This window comes from Argonema antarcticum A004/B2 (assembly GCF_023333585.1).
In the GTDB taxonomy this organism is placed as follows: domain Bacteria; phylum Cyanobacteriota; class Cyanobacteriia; order Cyanobacteriales; family Aerosakkonemataceae; genus Argonema; species Argonema antarcticum.
This window is the reverse complement of record NZ_JAIQZN010000003.1, coordinates 67,303-85,775: the sequence shown is the minus strand read 5'-3', so window position 1 is coordinate 85,775 and position 18,473 is coordinate 67,303. Positions and strand designations below refer to the sequence as shown.

General features: G+C 44.3%; 11 protein-coding genes. 4 read left to right on the top strand and 7 right to left on the bottom strand.

Annotated elements, in window-relative coordinates; genetic code table 11:
* Positions 1-6: 6 nt before the first annotated feature.
* Positions 7-915 (bottom strand): metallophosphoesterase family protein, encoded by a 909-nt coding sequence (locus LAY57_RS02180; protein ID WP_249064652.1) that lies wholly within the window; start codon positions 913-915, stop codon positions 7-9.
* 134 nt (positions 916-1,049) lie between these two features.
* Between LAY57_RS02180 and LAY57_RS02175 the strand changes: the two genes are divergently transcribed.
* Complete coding sequence (locus tag LAY57_RS02175; RefSeq protein WP_249064651.1) at positions 1,050-1,823, top strand: hypothetical protein; 774 nt, start codon at positions 1,050-1,052, stop codon at positions 1,821-1,823.
* Positions 1,824-1,902: 79 nt separating this feature from the next.
* On the opposite strand, the gene LAY57_RS02170 is transcribed toward LAY57_RS02175, so the two are convergent.
* Positions 1,903-2,634 (bottom strand): glutathione peroxidase, encoded by a 732-nt coding sequence (locus LAY57_RS02170; protein ID WP_249064701.1) that lies wholly within the window; start codon positions 2,632-2,634, stop codon positions 1,903-1,905.
* 209 nt (positions 2,635-2,843) lie between these two features.
* On the opposite strand from LAY57_RS02170, the gene LAY57_RS02165 reads away from it, so the two are divergent.
* Both LAY57_RS02165 and LAY57_RS02160 read left to right on the top strand, forming a co-directional pair.
* Complete coding sequence (locus tag LAY57_RS02165) at positions 2,844-3,455, top strand: pyridoxamine 5'-phosphate oxidase family protein (RefSeq protein WP_249064650.1); 612 nt, start codon at positions 2,844-2,846, stop codon at positions 3,453-3,455.
* A gap of 58 nt (positions 3,456-3,513) precedes the next feature.
* Positions 3,514-3,936 carry a nuclear transport factor 2 family protein gene (locus tag LAY57_RS02160; protein WP_249064649.1) on the top strand — a complete coding sequence of 141 codons (423 nt, stop codon included), beginning with the start codon at positions 3,514-3,516 and terminating at the stop codon, positions 3,934-3,936.
* A gap of 91 nt (positions 3,937-4,027) precedes the next feature.
* Here the strand turns inward: LAY57_RS02160 and LAY57_RS02155 are convergent, their stop codons facing one another.
* Positions 4,028-4,723, bottom strand: coding sequence for an N-acetylmannosamine-6-phosphate 2-epimerase (locus LAY57_RS02155; protein ID WP_249064648.1), 696 nt, complete (start codon positions 4,721-4,723; stop codon positions 4,028-4,030).
* 227 nt (positions 4,724-4,950) lie between these two features.
* Positions 4,951-7,395 (bottom strand): hybrid sensor histidine kinase/response regulator, encoded by a 2,445-nt coding sequence (locus LAY57_RS02150; protein ID WP_249064647.1) that lies wholly within the window; start codon positions 7,393-7,395, stop codon positions 4,951-4,953.
* A 174-nt stretch (positions 7,396-7,569) separates the two neighbouring features.
* Here LAY57_RS02150 and cobN point away from each other — a divergent pair, with 174 nt between their 5' ends.
* Positions 7,570-11,505, top strand: coding sequence for a cobaltochelatase subunit CobN (gene cobN, locus LAY57_RS02145; RefSeq protein WP_249064646.1), 3,936 nt, complete (start codon positions 7,570-7,572; stop codon positions 11,503-11,505).
* Here cobN and LAY57_RS02140 read toward each other — a convergent pair.
* The 3 genes from LAY57_RS02140 to LAY57_RS02130 all read right to left on the bottom strand — a co-directional run bounded on the left by LAY57_RS02140 (position 11,483) and on the right by LAY57_RS02130 (position 17,902).
* On the bottom strand, positions 11,483-14,416 hold the full coding sequence (locus LAY57_RS02140; RefSeq protein WP_249064645.1) for a sensor domain-containing protein: 2,934 nt from the start codon (positions 14,414-14,416) through the stop codon (positions 11,483-11,485). The two genes, cobN and LAY57_RS02140, sit on opposite strands and share 23 nt — an antisense overlap.
* A 491-nt stretch (positions 14,417-14,907) precedes the next feature.
* Complete coding sequence (locus LAY57_RS02135; RefSeq protein ID WP_249064644.1) at positions 14,908-15,129, bottom strand: hypothetical protein; 222 nt, start codon at positions 15,127-15,129, stop codon at positions 14,908-14,910.
* A gap of 127 nt (positions 15,130-15,256) precedes the next feature.
* Complete coding sequence (locus tag LAY57_RS02130; RefSeq protein WP_249064643.1) at positions 15,257-17,902, bottom strand: sensor domain-containing protein; 2,646 nt, start codon at positions 17,900-17,902, stop codon at positions 15,257-15,259.
* Between the last annotated feature and the right edge of the window lie 571 nt (positions 17,903-18,473).

The following is an 18,473-nucleotide window of genomic DNA, read 5'->3' as shown; positions in this document are numbered from 1 at the left end:
TTTCTCCTAAACCGATCGCAAACCAATCACACCCCGATCGAACACCCGACCATCCGTACCAATCCCACTCACCACCATCCTATCCGCATACACATCAAACGCCGCAAAACTCAGCACGCTAGCAGAATGTTCTGTCCATTCCGAACGCCCAACCTGACGAACTCCCGCACCTCCTCCACAAATTAGATAAGTTGTGCCATTAATAGAACGAGTCCGCTCATAATTGTGTTCGTGTCCATTAATATAAAGCTGAACTTTGTACTTTTGAAATAGAGGTGTAAAAATTTTGATAAAATTTTGATTTGTTCCATACAAACCAGAAGAATAAATGGGATAATGACTAAAGACTACTTTCCAAGGAGCATCGCTATCACTTAATTCTTTTTCCAACCAAACAAGTTCCTCTTTCCAATCAGCATTAGGATTAGTATCTAAAGCAAAAAATTGCACAAGGTCGCGGCGAAATGTGTAGTAGCGCCCTTGCATATTAAAATCAGAATAGCGAACTTGTGGATCGCCGTTGTCGGTACGAATGTCGTGGTTTCCCAAACAAGCATGAAATTTAACTCCCCGTTTCAGCAAAGACTGATAAGGTTGCTCAAAAACAGCGCCAATTTTCTCAATTTCACCATTGTTGTAAATGTTGTCCCCTGCTAAAATTACCAAGTCATAGGGGTTTTGGCGGTGATAGCGAGTCATCGCCTCAGCTACGGCATACTGTCCTTGTGCGCCCGTGCCAGTGTCTGCGATCGAAACAAAGCGCAGTAGGGGCTTTTCTGCGGCTACTGTTGGGGTGAGGACTGGGTTGATTTGAGCGCTATAAGCTTCTTGACGCTGAAGAATTTTCCATAAAAAACTTAACCCGAAGGCGCTAAGACTACCGAAAAGGAGAAACTGACGACGTTTGAGGGGCATAAGTAACCTGAAGGAAAATTGAGCGATCGCTTAAAAACAAGATAGCAAAATGGTAGATTAAGGCTTTGGGGTGAGTATCCCGTTAAAATCTATTGCGTTTGAGCCTATATACGCTGCACTTAAGGGGAATTTCGATGTCACAGGAACAGCCAAAGCAGCCAGAACCGCAGAAACAGACACCGATCGCACCAAAACCAACGACACCAAAGTCCGAGTCAGGGTTTCAGAAAGTCGTACAAACCCTTGTGCAAACTTGGAAGCAGCTGGAACCCAATACGAAAATACAGAATATCTGGACGCGCTTGCGTCCGGTTTTGATGAATATTCCCGTTTGGTGGAAAGCTGCCTTAACAAAAATTCGCACCCTATTGCCCCAGTCTCTCAACCAAAAGCTGTCCAACGATACATTGTTAACAGGTGCTCTAGCAGCCCTCTTTATCTTCCTCTTCTGGGTAAGTTCCATCCTTTCACCCGGAAAACCGCCTCAAATCGCCGAAGTTCCGCCCCCAAATGCGATCGTCTCACCGGAATTGACAGCACCACCCGAATTGACAGCCCCTTCATCCCCGGAATCCGTGGCGACTATTGTACCACCCCCTCCAGTTTTAACACCAGAACAGAACCTGATCGCGGCTATTCAAAATCAAGTAGCCCAAATCACCAGCCAATATGCTGATGGGTTTATTCAAGCAATTCAAGCGAACTTTCCGAGCAGTGTTTTAACTGTTAAAGTCAGCGAGGATTGGTACACTTTCGATTCATTGAAACAAGATAACTTAGCTACTGATATGTGGCGTCGGGCTCAAGAACTCGACTTTAGCAAGCTAGAAATTAACGACTCTCAAGGTAGCTTAGTAGCCCGCAGCCCGGTTGTCGGATCGAATATCGTGATCCTCAAAAGAAAGTAAGTAGGGTGTAAATAAAAGGAACAATCAGAAACCCGGTTTCTTGGAGAAACCGGGTTTCCTCAGCACTCAGTACTCAGTACTAAGCACCCAGGTAGGCTGCTAGCGCTTCTGAACCACCAATTAATTTGCCATCAATAAATACTTGGGGAACTGTGATTGCACCTGTGACGGCGCGTAAAGACCGCGTGGTGACATCCTTACCCAAGACAATTTCTTCGTAATCTAAGCCATGATCCTTCAGCATAGCTTTGGCACGGGCGCAGAAGGGACAACCGACTTTGGCAAACAAAGAAACTAATTTTGGCTTAACTGCTTCCGGGTTAATATAGCTAAGCATTGTCTGGGCATCAGACACTTTGAAGGGATCGCCAGGTTCTTCTGGCTCAATAAACATTTTCTCAACCGTGCCGTCTTTGACCAGCATAGAATAGCGCCACGACCGCTTACCAAAGCCCAGGTCTGACTTATCAACTAGCAATCCCATTCCTTCCGTGAATTGACCGTTACCATCGGGAATGAATGTGATATTATCTGCCTTTTGATCTTTTGCCCATTCCTCCATGACAAAGGCATCATTGACGGAAATACAAACAATATCGTCTACGCCATTTTCTTTGAAGACCTTCGCCAATTCGTTGTAGCCGGGGACGTGGGTCGATGAACAGGTTGGCGTAAAAGCACCCGGTAAGGAGAAGACAGCTACTGTCTTACCTGCAAATAGCTCATCTGTAGTCACATCTACCCACTGGCCTTTCTGACGAGTACGGAAGGTGACGTTGGGAACTTTTTGTCCTTCTTTATTGGGCAACATTAATTTGGCTCCTAGAATGAATCTGTTATTAAGCGTACTCATTATGAGTATGCTTTGTCAAGTTATTTTGGATTGGCCCATCTCGAAGTTCAATCGGACAACAATGATAATGATTGGGTGTAACGATCGCAAAATCATCAGTTAAAACCAATTAAAATTTCAGAGGGCATGATGGGAATTACCGAACCTGCGATGTTTAGGAGGGCATAATGCCACATAAGTTTGGAGAAATTGCCTTCACACCTGAAGTGCAAGCGGCGCAGGAAAAACGAGGCTCTCGGCAGACCTACGCGAAATATATCGCTAATGGGCCTGCCAATGATGCTATTACCCCGAAAATTGCACAATTTATTGCAGAAATTGATGGATTTTACCTGGGAACAGTCAGTTCCAATGGCTATCCTTATATTCAGTTTCGGGGCGGACTACCAGGTTTCCTGAAGGTGTTGGATGAAAAGACTTTGGGCTTTAATGACTTTTCCGGGAATTTGCAATACATTACGGTGGGCAACTTGTCCGGGAATGATAAAGCGTTCTTGTTTCTGATGGATTATCGTCACCGCAAACGCATCAAAATTTGGGGACGCGCTGAATATGTTGAAGGCGATACAGCATTGCTTGAAAGGCTACGAGTACCTGACTACCCAGCATCCGTGGAACGGGCAATTCTCTTCCACGTGGAAGCAATCAGCGAGAACTGTCCCCAACATATTCCCATTCGCTACTCTGTTGCCGAAGTTGAAGCAATGATGGCTCCTTTGCAAGCTAGGATTGCAGAGTTGGAACAGCAATTGGGCGAACGTCATAGCCGATCGCAATAATGCCAATAACCCTTTCTAACAGGATAGACTTTACAACACTAATAAAGAAAAACCCAAAATGGAAACTAGACCGCCCCTACCTCCCTTTACCTTGGAAACTGCCAAAGTCAAAGTGCAAGCGGCTGAGGATGCCTGGAATACCCGCGACTCCGAACGAGTGACGTTAGCCTATACAAAAGATTCTGTTTGGCGAAATCGAGCGGAATTTTTCACCGGACGCGAAAAGATTCGAGAATTTCTTACCCGCAAGTGGAATACGGAACTAGATTATCGGTTGAGAAAAGAACTTTGGAGTTTCACCGATAATCGGATCTCCGTCAAATTTGAGTATGAATATCACACCGATTCCGGTCAGTGGTATCGCGCTTATGGTAATGAACAGTGGGAATTTGCATCGAATGGACTGATGCAGAGACGGGAAGCCAGTATCAACGATGTACCGATTCAAGAATCAGAACGCAAGTTTTGCTGGGAACGATAGCCATCAACTACCGATAAATTAGAGGCGCTCGCCCATATTCTGCCCTTTCAACTGTCACATAGAAGCATCTATTATTTTGTGTAATTCCTGTTCATCCTTCAGCCTTTAGTATTGCTTGATAAGCTTGAACTTTGAGATCGATGCCTGTGATATCAGTACCGACGACAACAGCGAATGCGCCCAATTGCAAGGCTTTTTTGGCCATTTGGGGGGAGGCGATTCCGCCTTCGCAAATTATTGGCACGGTCAATTTTTCTACCATTTGGCTCAATAGGTCAAAGCCGGGGGGAGACAGATGTTTGGTTGCATCAGTATAGCCGTATAAAGTAGTACCTACAATATCAGCACCAGCTTTGGTGGCTGCGATCGCAGATTCGATCGTATCCACATCTGCCATTACCAGTTTGCCCAGTTCCTTGTGAATACGATCAATTAATATATCAATTGTTTCATCTCCTGGTCTTGGTCTGAGGGTGGCGTCAATAGCGATGATATCTGCACCGGCAGATGCGATCGCATCTGCGTGTTCAAACTGGGGAGTAATGTATACTTCGTATCCAGGTATTTGCTGTTTCCAAAGCCCAATTATAGGTGCTTTGACTCTCTGCCGCACGGCACTTACATGACTTGGAGTATCAATTCGCACCGCAGATGCCCCGTTCAGTACAGCTGCTTGCGCCATTGCGGCGATCGCTTGCGGGTCGTGCAACGGTGAGTCAGCTGGAGCCTGACAAGAAACAATTAGGCTCTTACGGATCTGTGTTATTTGTTCTTTATTAAAAGTCATTGGTTATTGGTTATATAGCGGTTTTCAGTTGCATGAAGTACAGCCTGGGATAGCGAGATCCCCGACTTCTTCAAGAAGTCGGGGATCTCTGTACCTCACTCACCTGGGTTGCATCGTTAGGATCAGAGTGAAATCGTTAAATTGTCTGTTTTCATCGGTGGTTAAATTTTTACCACAGATGAAGACAGATGAACACAGATGAACACAGATATGAGAACGCGAATTTCCTACTGAGCGATGACGAAGTTAGCAATTTTATGCAATAATTGCTCTGGGCGAAAGGGTTTTGGCAGATAATCATCTGGTTCTGCTGCCAAACCGTACAAATTATTTTCAGGCGTTTCCGTAGCTGCTATAGCGATAATTTTGAGGTTTGGCACTGCTGGGGAATTACGCAGTTCGCGAATGACTTCATAACCATTCATTCCTGATAAATTAATCTCCACGATCGCAACTAAGGGTTGCAAGATCTCAATTTGCATAAGAGCCGTACTGCCTTCAACAATCCACACCATCTGATAACCTGCGGCTGTAAGTATATCGCAGATCAGGGTAGCTGTTTCTTCATCGTTTTCAATCAAAACAATGCGCCCTTCAGGAATATCGCTACTTCCCGGTATTTGCGCGTCGCTGACCACAGGTGCTGACGGCGGTAGAGGCAACCACACGGTAAAAATCGACCCCACATCGACTGTAGATTCGACTTCGATCCTGCCTTGATGCAATTCTACCAGTTGTTTTGTTAAAGCTAAACCCAGCCCAGTTCCTTCATATTGGCGGTGGTAAGAAGTATCCAACTGTTGAAATTTCTGAAAAAGTAGAGGCATCTGAGCTTCGGAAATGCCGATACCAGTGTCTTCTACCTGAAACACAGCCGTGTTGTTTTCTAACCAAACTCGCAGAATAACTCGTCCGCCAGAAGGGGTAAATTTGATGCCATTGCTCAAGAGATTAAAAAGAATCTGCCTAACTCGTTTATCATCAGCCAAAAAGCGATCGCGAACGGGGTTAATTCGTAAATTTATTGCTAGTTCAACCCCGCGTTGTTGGGCTTTTTCTTTCACAATTTGTAAGCTTTGTTGAGCAAGTTGAGACAAGGAAAAGTCACTGAAATTTAAAAGGGTTTTACCCGCTTCCAGCTGAGACAGATCTAGAATATCGTTGATTAACTCTAATAGGTGTTCTCCATTGTCGTGGATGGTTTGCAGGTAATCGCGCTGCTTCTGACTCAGCTGGCCAAATGACCAACGCAACAGAGTAGCAGACAACCCGATGACGCAGGTGAGGGGAGTCCGCAATTCGTGGCTCATGGTGGAGAGAAATTCACCCTTGGCTCGGTTCGCTGATTGTGCTGCTAGCATGGCATCGTGGAGTTCTTGCGTGCGATCGATCACCCGTTGTTCTAGCGTTTGTTTTTGCTGTTGCACTTCGGCGTAAAGTTCGGCTTGGTAAATTGCTAAAGCTAAGTGTTCTGCAATATCCCGCAGAAAGTTTTTTTCATTATCCTGCCATTGGCGCGGCTCGAAGCATTGATGGGCAATCACCAGTCCCCACAACCGATCTTGGATCGCAATTGGCACAACCAACTTCGCTCGAACCTGAGTGCGTCGCATTAAATTCAACAAGCAGGGAGAAAAGACGTAGGCAGTTTCCACATCTTCCACCGCTATGGCTAAGCCTTTGCGATATTTCTCCCGACAGTCGGGTACATACGTGAAGCAGTGCGCCTCCTCAGCCAAATTCAGTACTGAGGGTATGGTATCGTCAGATCTAGCTTCGTAAGTAATACGACCGGAGCATGAGGAGGGATATAGAAAGGCAGAGGGTACAGGAGCGGGAGAGTGGGGGAGTGGGAGAGCCGGGGGTAAAAGGGGGAGAGGAAAATTTGAATCTGCGTTTCCGTTTACTTCATAAGCGTCGAGTTCTTGGACAAAAGGAGGTATTACACAGGCGTTTTGCTCCTTATCTGTCGAATTAAAGTTAAATTGATATATTACTAAGCGATCGGCTTGCAAGAAAGATCTAACCTGCTCAACCGCAGTTTTCAGAATGACGGGTAACTCTAGACTCTGGCGGATTTGGGTTGTCACCCGATTCAGGAGTTGCTCTTGTTCGATTTGTTGGCCTAGTGCCTCATGCACGGGTTGACAGACAGAAACATAAGGGTAGCACGTTTCTGGTGTCTCTTCGGGCGAAAGCATTTCCAGCAAAGAGAGGGTGAATTCACTTTGAAGGGTCGGGTCGTTGGGTTGGAGGATTTCGCTGGCTGTTTGCAGAGTTTTGCAAGCAAAAGGATTGTTTTTGAGTAAATTGCTAAGTTGGGCCAAAAAGGCGGCGATCGCTCCAGGCTCGAAGGTCAACTCCACCTTTAGAGAGTTTTGTGTGAGAAGATCTGACTGCAAGGCTGTCCCCAACAGCAGGGCACTAAACCGCCTCGAAACTAACACCGCGAACCTTTCTGACTGTGTTTTCTGCACAATTTCCACAGAAGACACTACCTCTTCGGTCAAAAATAGGGTAATATCATTTACTTCTCTTCCGACAGTTTGGTCAGAATTGAGGGAGGTATCTTCCCCAACCCTCTCAGCCATCTGTTGCAACAGCTTTCGCAGCCGCTCAAAAGTTGCAAGGGGCAAAGACCGGCCTAAAATTGATTTTTGGTAACTCACCATTTTAGCGGTTTATCTAAAGAAGCTAACTAAAATTTTTGGCAGAGGATCGATTATTTCTGTTGTCTTCTTAATTATCAAACCTAAAGCAAGATCTCAGGCAAGACTTAAATCTTCACTTTTGCTAAAGCTGCGGAAGCTCTGGAAAAGACTTCAACTTATTTTGAGGATAATATCGTGCATCGCTTAGCTGCTACCCCCGGAGGATGGAATTTTCAGGAAGAAGGTGTAATTTTTGTGGAGCAGACACCCGCTCCGATCGTTTTTCTGACTGCTGCCGATACAGACATCCAAACGCTAGGGGCGGCAGTTGGTAAACTACCAGACGGATTCCCGAACATTAGGGTTGTCAATCTCTTGCAATTACAACAACAGCTAAGTATTGATACTTACGCAGAACAGGTGCTGTCTCAGGCGCAGGTAATCATTATACGGTTGCTGGGAGGGCGTTCCTACTGGTCTTATGGGTTGGAAGTGGCGCGGGAGACTGTGCAAAAATCCCAGGGAGCTATGATTGTCATACCAGGAGACTCTAGCCCAGATCCAGATTTAATCAGTCACTCAAATGTTTCGCTGACAGTCGTTAATCAGCTGTGGCGCTACTTCACCGAAGGCGGCGTAGAAAATTTTCTTAACGCCCTCAAATTTGTGGCCGATGTGTGTTTGGGGCAAATTTATAATCCAGCACCGCCACAAGAAGTTCCCCGTGTGGGATTTTATCCCTGGCAAGGCGAGACTAGAAAAGTCAAAAGTCAAAAGAAAATAGGGACTGTGGAAGATTTTTGCCAATTAGATATCCCTAAAGTTGGAATTTTATTTTATCGCGCTCATTACTTGGCTGGAAATACAACTGTAATTGATGCGATTTGTCAAGCTTTAGCCGATCGCAAATTACACCCAGTGCCGATATTTGTCTCTTCTTTGCGAGATCCTGATGTACAAGCAGATCTATTAGAATATTTCCAACCCAAAGATGCAGAACCTGTACAAGTTTTACTCAACACTACCAGCTTTTCAATCGCCAAAACTACTTTTTCCAATGAAACTGACTCCTTACTCAGCACTCAGCACTCAGTACTCAGCACTTTAGATGTGCCTGTATTGCAGGTAATTCTCAGCGGCGGTACTGTCGAAGATTGGGAATCTGGCTTCAAAGGACTTTCGCCGCGAGATATGGCGATGAATGTGGCATTACCGGAGGTTGATGGGCGAATTATTAGTAGGGCAGTTTCTTTTAAAGCGGTGCAATCTCGACATTCTGAACTACAAACAGATGTGGTGGGATACGAACCTAAATTAGACCGGATTGCTTTTGTTGCCGATTTAGCTTTAAGCTGGGTGCATCTGCGTCAAACGCCTGTTGCCGATCGTCGAATTGCTCTAATTTTAGCTAATTATCCTAACCGCGATGGGCGTCTTGCTAATGGCGTTGGTTTGGATACTCCAGCTAGTTGTGTGGAAATTCTTAAGGCTTTGCAACAAGCGGGTTATCAGGTTGAAAATATACCTGAAACTGGTGATGAATTGATTGATATTTTAACTGCTGGGGTGACGAACGATCCAGAAGGGCGCGAATTGCGATCGCGCAGGCAGCATCTATCTTTAGAGCAATATAAAGAGTATTTTGCCACTTTGCCATCAGAGGTTCAAAAAGGGATATGCGATCGGTGGGGAACTCTTGTGCAATGGAGAAATGAAGAATCCTTCTCCTCTGACCCTCTGCCCATTTCAGGTATTCAATTGGGTAATATTTTTGTGGGTATTCAGCCGAGTCGTGGTTACGATCTTGACCCGTCTTTAAATTATCATGCTCCTGATTTAGAACCTACTCATGCTTATTTGGCTTTTTATTATTGGGTGCGGCAACATTTTAATACTGATGCGATCGTTCACGTGGGTAAGCACGGTAATTTGGAATGGTTACCTGGTAAAAGTGTGGCGTTATCCAGCAATTGTTATCCAGAAGTTGCATTAGGCGCAATGCCACATTTTTATCCTTTTATTGTTAACGATCCTGGTGAAGGTTCTCAAGCTAAACGTCGCGCTCAAGCAGTTATTATCGATCACCTGACTCCACCGATGACAAGGGCTGAACTTTATGGCCCTTTGCAACAATTGGAGGGTTTAATTGATGAATATTATGATGCTCAAAGTTTAGATCCGTCGCGATTGTCGATGATCGGCGATCGCATCGCTAAATTGATATTGCAAGAAAATCTAAATCAAGATTTAGAAGTAAGTCAAAAATCAAAAATCAAAAGTCAAAATAGAGAATCTTATGTTGGCAATTTGGATTTGTCTGTTTTGAATTCAATTGATGGTTATTTGTGCGAATTGAAAGAAGCTCAAATTCGCGATGGATTGCATATTTTTGGGCAGTGTCCGCAGGGGCGACAATTAAGGGATTTGATTGTCGCTATAGCCCGTCATCCGGGTACGAATCGTCTTGGTTTAACTCGTGCTATTGCTAAAGATTGGGGTTTGGATTTCGATCCTTTAACGGCAGATTTGTCATTAGTTAGTAGGGGCGAAGCATTTGTGTCGAAAAATTTAGATGATCGCTCAAAGATGATCTACACAAATGCTTCACCCGTACATTCTTCGTTTGTCAATGGTAAAGATTGTCGCACGGTTGGTGATGCAGTTGAAGTATTGGAAGAATACGCAGCTGAATTAGTAGAGCAACTGATCGCAAATGTTAACACACAACTGACAACTGACAACGGACAAATGACAAAACTGGAGTTAGATTGGATACGCATTCATTTGTTGCCTGCACTCCAACAAACTCAACAAGAAATTACCCAACTGTTGCGAGGTTTGGATGGTCGCTTTGTACCCAGTGGCCCATCTGGGGCTCCGACGCGGGGACGCCCGGAGGTATTGCCTACAGGCCGCAATTTTTACTCAGTAGATATACGCAATATCCCTACTGAGACTGCCTGGGATGTCGGTCGTAAAGCGGCTGAAACATTGATAGAGCTATATACCCAAGAGAATGGCGAGTATCCAAAAACACTCGGCTTATCGGTATGGGGAACTTCCACAATGCGAACTGGCGGGGATGATTTGGCGCAGGCGTTGGCGTTGCTGGGCGTGCGACCCGTGTGGGATGGCCCTTCGCGACGGGTGGTGGATTTTGAGATTTTACCAGTTTCGGTTTTGGGACGCCCGCGTGTGGATGTGACGCTGCGAATTTCGGGTTTTTTCCGCGATGCTTTTCCTAATTTGATCGATTTATTCGATCGGGCCTCTTCAGCTGTGGCGGCATTAAATGAACCGCCAGAACAAAACCCTTTGGCGGCGCAAGTAAAGCAAGAAACGCAATTTTGGCTTTCAGCCGGGTTGAGTAAGGAACAGGCAGAAGTGCGATCGAGCTACCGCATTTTTGGCTCTAAACCCGGTGCCTACGGTGCTGGTATTCAAGGTGTAATTGAAGCCCAAAACTGGAAGGATGAGCGAGATTTAGCGCGTGCTTATATCAATTGGAGCAGTTACGCTTATAGTGCGAAAAAGGAAGGACAAGCAGCACCCGAAGCATTTGAGCAGCGCTTACAACAGATGCAAATTGTCTTGCACAATCAAGACAACCGCGAACACGATTTGCTGGATTCTGATGATTATTATCAATTTCAAGGGGGTTTGACAGCAGCAGTTCGTGCCTTAACTGGAAAAAATCCCCAAACTTATTTTGGCGATAATTCTATGCCAGAAAATCCGAAAGTGAGACAACTGCGATCGGAAATTGCACGGGTATACCGTTCTCGTGTAGTGAATCCCAAATGGATCGCTGGAGTGATGCGTCACGGTTACAAAGGTGCGTTTGAAATGGCGGCGACGGTGGATTATTTATTTGCTTACGATGCCACGGCTAACTGTGTGGAAGATTTTATGTATCGGGGAGTGGCAGAGGCGTATCTGTTTGAGCCATCCGTGCAGGCATTTATCCAAGAAAAAAATCCTTGGGCCATGCGAGATATGGCGGAAAGGTTGTTAGAAGCGCATCAGCGCGGTTTGTGGCAAGGAGTTGAGCATCCTATGGTGGAGAAATTGCGATCGCTGGTTCACCAAGCCGAAGCTGCGATCGAAACTAAGCCGTTTCTAGAAAGTTGAAGCCAGAATCGCAGGTGCAAATAATTACACCTGTATATGAGTTAAACATTCTGAGACAACCACATTTGCACATCAGTCTAGTGGCATCCTCAGCTGCTAAGGGACGGCTGAACAAATAACCCTGCATTTCTTGACATTGGAGACTTTGGAGGCATTTTTTTTGTGCTTCTGTTTCCACCCCTTCGGCAATCACTTTAATGTTGAGTCCCTTTGCTAAAATCATAATGGCATTTACGATCCCTGCATCCTTAGAGTTAGTATTCAGATCGTTAATGAAAGATTTGTCAATTTTCAGCGTATCTATTGGGAATTTTTTCAGATAACCTAATGAAGAATATCCTGTGCCAAAATCATCTATGGACAGGCGCACTCCCATTTGATGCAATTGGTTCATAATTGAACGAGTATTTTCCGCATTCTGCATGGCAATGCTTTCCGTAATTTCCAATTCCAAACATTGGGGATCTAGCCCTGTCTCTTGCAAAGTATGCGCCACTATTTCCAACAAATTCCGTTGCTGAAACTGTCTCGCCGAAAGGTTAACCGCGACGATTAGTCCTGCTAATCCTGTATTCTGCCAAGCTTTACATTGGGCACAAGCAGTTTTTAGCACCCATTCACCGATAGGTACAATCAGTCCGGTTTCCTCAGCTAACGAAATAAATTTTGCGGGAGAAACTAACCCGAACTGAGGATGCTGCCAACGCACTAAAGCTTCCATCCCAATGATTTCGCCAGTGGTTGTATTCACCTGCGGTTGGTAGTGGACGACAAATTCACCCCGCTTTACGGCATAGTACAGATCGTTTTCCAGTCCCAATAATTCAGAAGCTTGAGAATTGAGAGTAGAATTATAAAACTGATAGTTATTTCGGCCTTGTTCTTTAGCAAGATATAAGGCTCCATCTGCGTTTCTTAAAAGTGTTTCTGCCTGTTTGCCGTCACAGGGAGAGAAGGCAATCCCAATGCTGATGGTGATATGAAGGCGGTGCCCCTCTAGATTAAAAGGCCGCTGAAAGGCATCTAGAATCCTTTGTGCCAGATGAGCGGCATCCTCTGTACAGGAGATGTTGGGCAGTAGTAGGATGAATTCATCGCCTCCCCAACGGGCAACTGTGTCTCCTTCGCGCAAACATCCTGTCAGTCTTTGTCCAACGCTTTGTAATAAGCGATCGCCCATAGCGTGGCCTAATGTATCGTTGATTGTCTTGAAGCGGTCTAAATCCAGAAACATCACAGCCACCATATCCATATCAAGGTTTCGATGTGTCTGATGTAATGAGATAGATAGCCGTTCTTCAAATAATATTCGATTAGGCAAACCGCTCAGTTGGTCATAAAAAGCTTGATAGCGGATGATTTCTTCATTTTGTTTGCGATCGCTAATATCCCTGACTATGACTAACACTTCATCTTCTCCACTGACTACGATGCGAGCTTCTTGATAAGAGATAGTGCTGTTGTCAGAAGGCATCTGATATTCATAAATTTGTGTCTCGCCAGTAGAGAGTGCTTGGTCTACGTAATACATTCTTTGCTCAGCTATGTTTGCTGGCAGAATATCGAATAAATTTTTGCCGATTATATCCCAGCTAGGCATCACAACTTTGAAATTTTTTGCTGGTCTAAAATCAAGGTAAGTTCCATTCTTGGTCATTCTTATCATCAAATCTGGTATCGCATTAAGGAGAGCGGAATTCATCGCTTCGCTTTGCCGTAATGCCTCTTCCGATCTCTTGCGATCGCTGATGTCAGTGGATATCCCGCAAATAGCGTAGGGGTTTCCAGCCGAGTTATAAATCAGAAATTTATTGGCAATCACGGTGTGCAAACCGTCATCTTGTGGAATAAATTCCTCGAATTCTTTGGAAATACCAGTTGACAATACTTGTCGATCGTTTGCGTAAAATTGCTCTGCTATCTCCTGTGGAAAGAGGTCGTAGACTGTCTTGCCAATTATCTTTTCTTTACTTCGCTTAATTGTCTTTTCGCTGCTGTGATTGATCGTAATGAGTCGTCCTTCCAAGTCCTTAAGATAAATGGCAGACGGACAGCCATCTAGGATTGCTTGCAGTCGCGCTTCGCTCTCCCGGAGAGCATCTTGTGCCCGCTTCCGCTCAGTAATGTCGCGAATAACAGCACATACAGCTTCTTTTCTTCCGTAGGAAATCAGGTTAAGGCTAACTTCTACATCGATCGAGGAACCATCCTTACGACGGTGATGCGATTCACCAATTAACAAGTGTTTTTCTACCAACAGCCGCTGGATATTGCGCTCGATATTTTCCCTATTGGTGGCGACTAGATCGTAAAGTGTCAGTTCCATAATTTCTGCTTCTGTGTAATCAAGCAATTGACAAAGTGCGGGATTAACTTCAAGAATACGTTTGGTATTAATATCACACAAATAAATACCGTCGTAAGTTTGCGTAAATACAGCGCGATAGCGTTCTTCACTTTCTCTTAATGCTAATTCCATTCGTTTGGATTCGGTGATGTCCCGCCCTACAGATTGGAACTCGATTAAGCAAGCTCGATCGTCAAATATGGCCCGATCGAGCCACTGTTGCCAGCGAATCTCTCCACTGGATACGATCGCACGGTGTTCGATCGTGCCGACAGGATTTTCCAGGCTAAGCGAAGCAATGTGCTTTTCCATTTTTTCTCGATCGTCATCTGGAATCAACTGTATAAAAGTATGCCCAATTAACTCGTCCCGCTTTTTGTTAAAATAGCGACAGTAGGCATCATTAACGAAGGTAAGCGTTCCGTCAGCTAAAAACCGACATATTAATTCTGTCTGATCTTGAACTATCGCGCGATAGCGTGCTTCCGATTCCCTCAATGCTGGTTCCATATCTTTGCGCTCACTGACATCTGACTTATACAAGCTGACTATATCTGCTGACATAAAGCCCCTTTTCATTGCTAATTTTTTTCTTTTTTAATCTAAAACTACTGATTTTGCTAAATATGATTATTTTTTTGTAAATTAAATTATCATAAAATTCCTTTATATCATAGTAAGGAGTTAAAAGTTACCCACTCTATCCATCGATAGATATTGCCAGCTTTTAATATTTAAATAAGAATTTAAGTATGAAGTAATTTTTGTAATTTTTGGACTAATTTTGGATGCGATCGCGCTTAAGCTATTCCAGCTTTACGGCTCTTCCGTATTTACTATGCTATTTGAGCAGAGTCATAAAAATGTGATTTTTTGAACAAAAGCACCACAACTCCGAAAGAGCCGGTTTATTGCGGAATTAACGTTTCGGTTTTGAGTTAAGATTAATTCTCCAATGCAAGAGCCCTCCCACTATACATAATCTTCCATCGAGAAGGGAGTAGTAAGTTTAAATTTGCGATCGGGCCTCACATATAGTAGCTTTTACAACATTATTAGTTCTCAATAGTCGCATCTATACCCACAACTTGCACCCATCCTCTACGCACGGCGTGAAGCAGTCTTTTGATAGAGCGATTGTCATCTTCGTTGAGCGAATTCGTTGCCAGTGTAGCCAACAGCTTGTAATACTCGATCGCACTCATCTTTCCAGACTTACTGACTTTAACGAAAAGTTCCGAAATGGTGTGAGGAACCAGATAAAGCTGGATTTCCATGACAATCTATTCCCTGAATATTTATGACTTTTTTCAGTCTAGGAAATAAATGTGAAAAACTGGTGAAAAAAAATCTAAAATCTAAAATCTAAAATCTAAAATCTAAAATTCCCCTAGCCCCTCTGCCTTAGATCTGTGAGAGCTTAGCTCCCTTGTTGGGACAAAGATAACAATAGCTGGCAAAAGGTTTGACTGTAATCGGCCAAGACTTTTGGAGAATTTGGGTTGCATCCTGAGCCGATAAGGGCCGACTGAACAAATAACCCTGCATATATTCGCATTGCAGACTTTGTAAAAAATCTCTTTGATCTTCTGTTTCCACCCCTTCTGCCACCATCTTGAGATTCAATACTTTTGCCAAAGCTGCGATCGCATTAATAATCGCACCATCATTCGGGTCAGTTGTCAATTCCCGCACAAAAGATTGGTCAATTTTTAGCTTATCAAGCGGGAACTTTTTGAGATAGCTCAACGAAGAATATCCAGTGCCAAAATCATCCATAGAAATAGAGACACCCATACTATGCAAGTCTTTCAAGATTGCCCTAGTAAAATCCAAATTTTGCATAGCAATGCTTTCAGTGATTTCTAACTCCAAAAAGCAGGGCGAGAGCCCTGTTTCTGACAAAACTCGCGCCACCATTTCCACAAGATTTGGTTGTTGAAACTGGCGGGCAGAAAGGTTAACCGCTACGCATAACGATGGGAAACCCGCGTCATGCCAAACTTTATTTTGGGCGCAGGCAGTTCGCAGCACCCATTCGCCGATGGGTAAAATCAGTCCGTTTTCCTCAGCTAACGGGATAAATTTGGCTGGAGAAATCAGCCCCAACTCAGGATGTTGCCAACGTACTAAAGCCTCCATTTCGGTAATTTTGCCAGTGGTAGTATGAACTTGAGGTTGGTAGTAGACGACAAATTCTCCCTTTTCTAAAGCTTGGTGCAGCTTGTTTTCTAGGATCAACAACTCGGAAGCTTGAGAGTTCATCGCCGCTTTGTAAAACTGGTAATTATTGCGACCCTGTTCTTTAGCACGGTATAGGGCAACGTCTGCGTTTCTTATAAGTGTTTCGGCATCTTCGCCATCATAAGGATAGAAAGCAATGCCAATACTGCTGCTGATATAAAGTTGGTGCCCTTCTATATTAAAAGGCTGCTTAAGAGCATCTAGAATTATTTTGGCGATCCTACCAGCATCTTCTGCACAAGTGATTTGGGGTAGCAGCAGGGTGAATTCATCCCCTCCCCAACGAGCAACTGTATCGTGCTGCCACAGACAATTGGTGAGTCGTTCAGCAACTATTTGCAACAACTGATCCCCAAAAACGTGACCTAGTGTATCGTTGATTGTCTTAAAACGATCTAAATCTAAAAACATCACAGCGAGCATTCCTTGCCTTTCACGTGCATTTGACAATGCCGCTGATAGCCGCTCGTTGAACAGTATCCGGTTGGGCAAATCTGTTAAAAGGTCGTGTAAAGCTTGATAGCGAATTGTTTGTTCTGCCATCCGACGCTCGGTGATATCCCGAAAGCTCCAAACTCGGCCAACGATTTCTTTTCCAAGGCGCTGAGGCTGAGAATAGCGCTCAAAAATTCTCCCATCTTTAAATTCCAAAATGTCCCAAAATTCTGTTTCTGGAGTGGCGTACAGTTCATTTACTTTTGTGATAAAATTTTCCGAAGTTTTTAGCTGATGCAAGACAAACGACACTACTTCTTCATCATTCTCATCGGCTAGGATAGATTGAGGAATCCGCCACATTTGGACAAATTTTTGATTAAACCCGACAATCTTTCTGTTTTTGTTCACCACAAGAATTCCATCAGCAGTGGATTCCAGTGCTGCTTGCTGGAGAGAAAGCGATTTTTCTAATTCTTTTTCTGCTTTGTTACGATCGGCAATCTCGCTCTGCAATTGGTCTAGGGCTTTCCTTAATTCCGCTGTCCGCTCTAGAACTTTTATTTCTAATTTTGCGTTAAGCTGTGTGAGGATATCTTCGACTTGTTTGCGATCGCTTAAATCGCGACCAATGGTGGAAAGATATTCAACGCTTCCATCGGACTGTTTGTGCGCGATAATTAGCTGACTGAGCGGAATTTGTCGGCCATCACGGCTCAAAAGCGCTGTTTCGCCACTCCAAACCCCATGTTGGATAGCGTGTGGAATACCCTCCTCTAAAACCACTTTAGCCGCCCATTCAGGGTGAAAGCTGGCGATGTTTATGGTTGAAATATCTTCTTCTGCACCAATTCCCAGCAAGCGACGCCCTGGGGAATTGATGTAAAAAGTCCGTCCTTCTTTGTCGGCTGTACCAACGATGTCAGCGGTCGCTTCTACGAGCGCGGTAAGGCGCGTCAGAGCTTCTACTGCCAGTTTGCTAGAGGTGATATCGTTCAGAGAGCCGGATATGCCTATAATAGCACCGTTGCGATCGACTGTTAATCGCGCATAAACTTCAATCCAACGAAAACCGCCATTTTTAGTTATGTATCGAATCTTATGTCGGCTGTCTTCTTTTTGGCGTTCAATTAGGCTCTTAAATATTTCTATATTCCGTTCTTTGTCATCATAATAAATGTAATCTATAATACTTTTGCCGAGTGTTTCTGCAACTGTGAATCCGGTAATTTCTGCCCAGGCAGGATTGAGAAATGTCCAGAATCCATTGGCGTCTGTCTGGAATATCGCTTCTTTGATGTGGTTCATTAGAAAGCGATAGGTTTCATCGCTTTGTCGCTGTTCTTCTGGTGAGCGATCGCTGTGGGTCATTTTTTCCGGCAGCCTAAGTATGGCAGATTTTATTTTTACTCTGCTTTTTTATAGTTTAATTTCATCACTAACGTAGGTATCTCTACCTGTGTCTGATAAACTAGGGCTTCTTAAAAGCCCCCGCTATATGGGTACTCCGATTATCGGTGGGTTGTTTACGCTGTGCTACAGATTGCTTGTTTGTTAAACGCTAACCTCAAATGTGTAACGACTCGACAAAGAAGCAATATGAACAAGTATATTTTACGATCGGGGATAAAGATCTGTTAAGCTAACATCCTTTGATGGTGATTATAGTCACCAAAAATTTGTGTTTCAAAACACAACAAAATGCGCCTCAATATATTATGAGACTTTGCACTAGCAGGCTCCGGGGCGAAGCATTCCCAGGATAATTTGTTGGTAAGCTATTACGCATCTAAATCCAATACAAAGACGGGCAGGATGCCCATCCCACAAGAAGATCGGAAAAACTGACGGTCATTTTAGATGCGTAGCAGCTTAGAACCCAAAGATCTCTTAAGGAATAGTAAAGGCATCCGCACCGGAAAGCTTGCCGCTCCTACTGGAG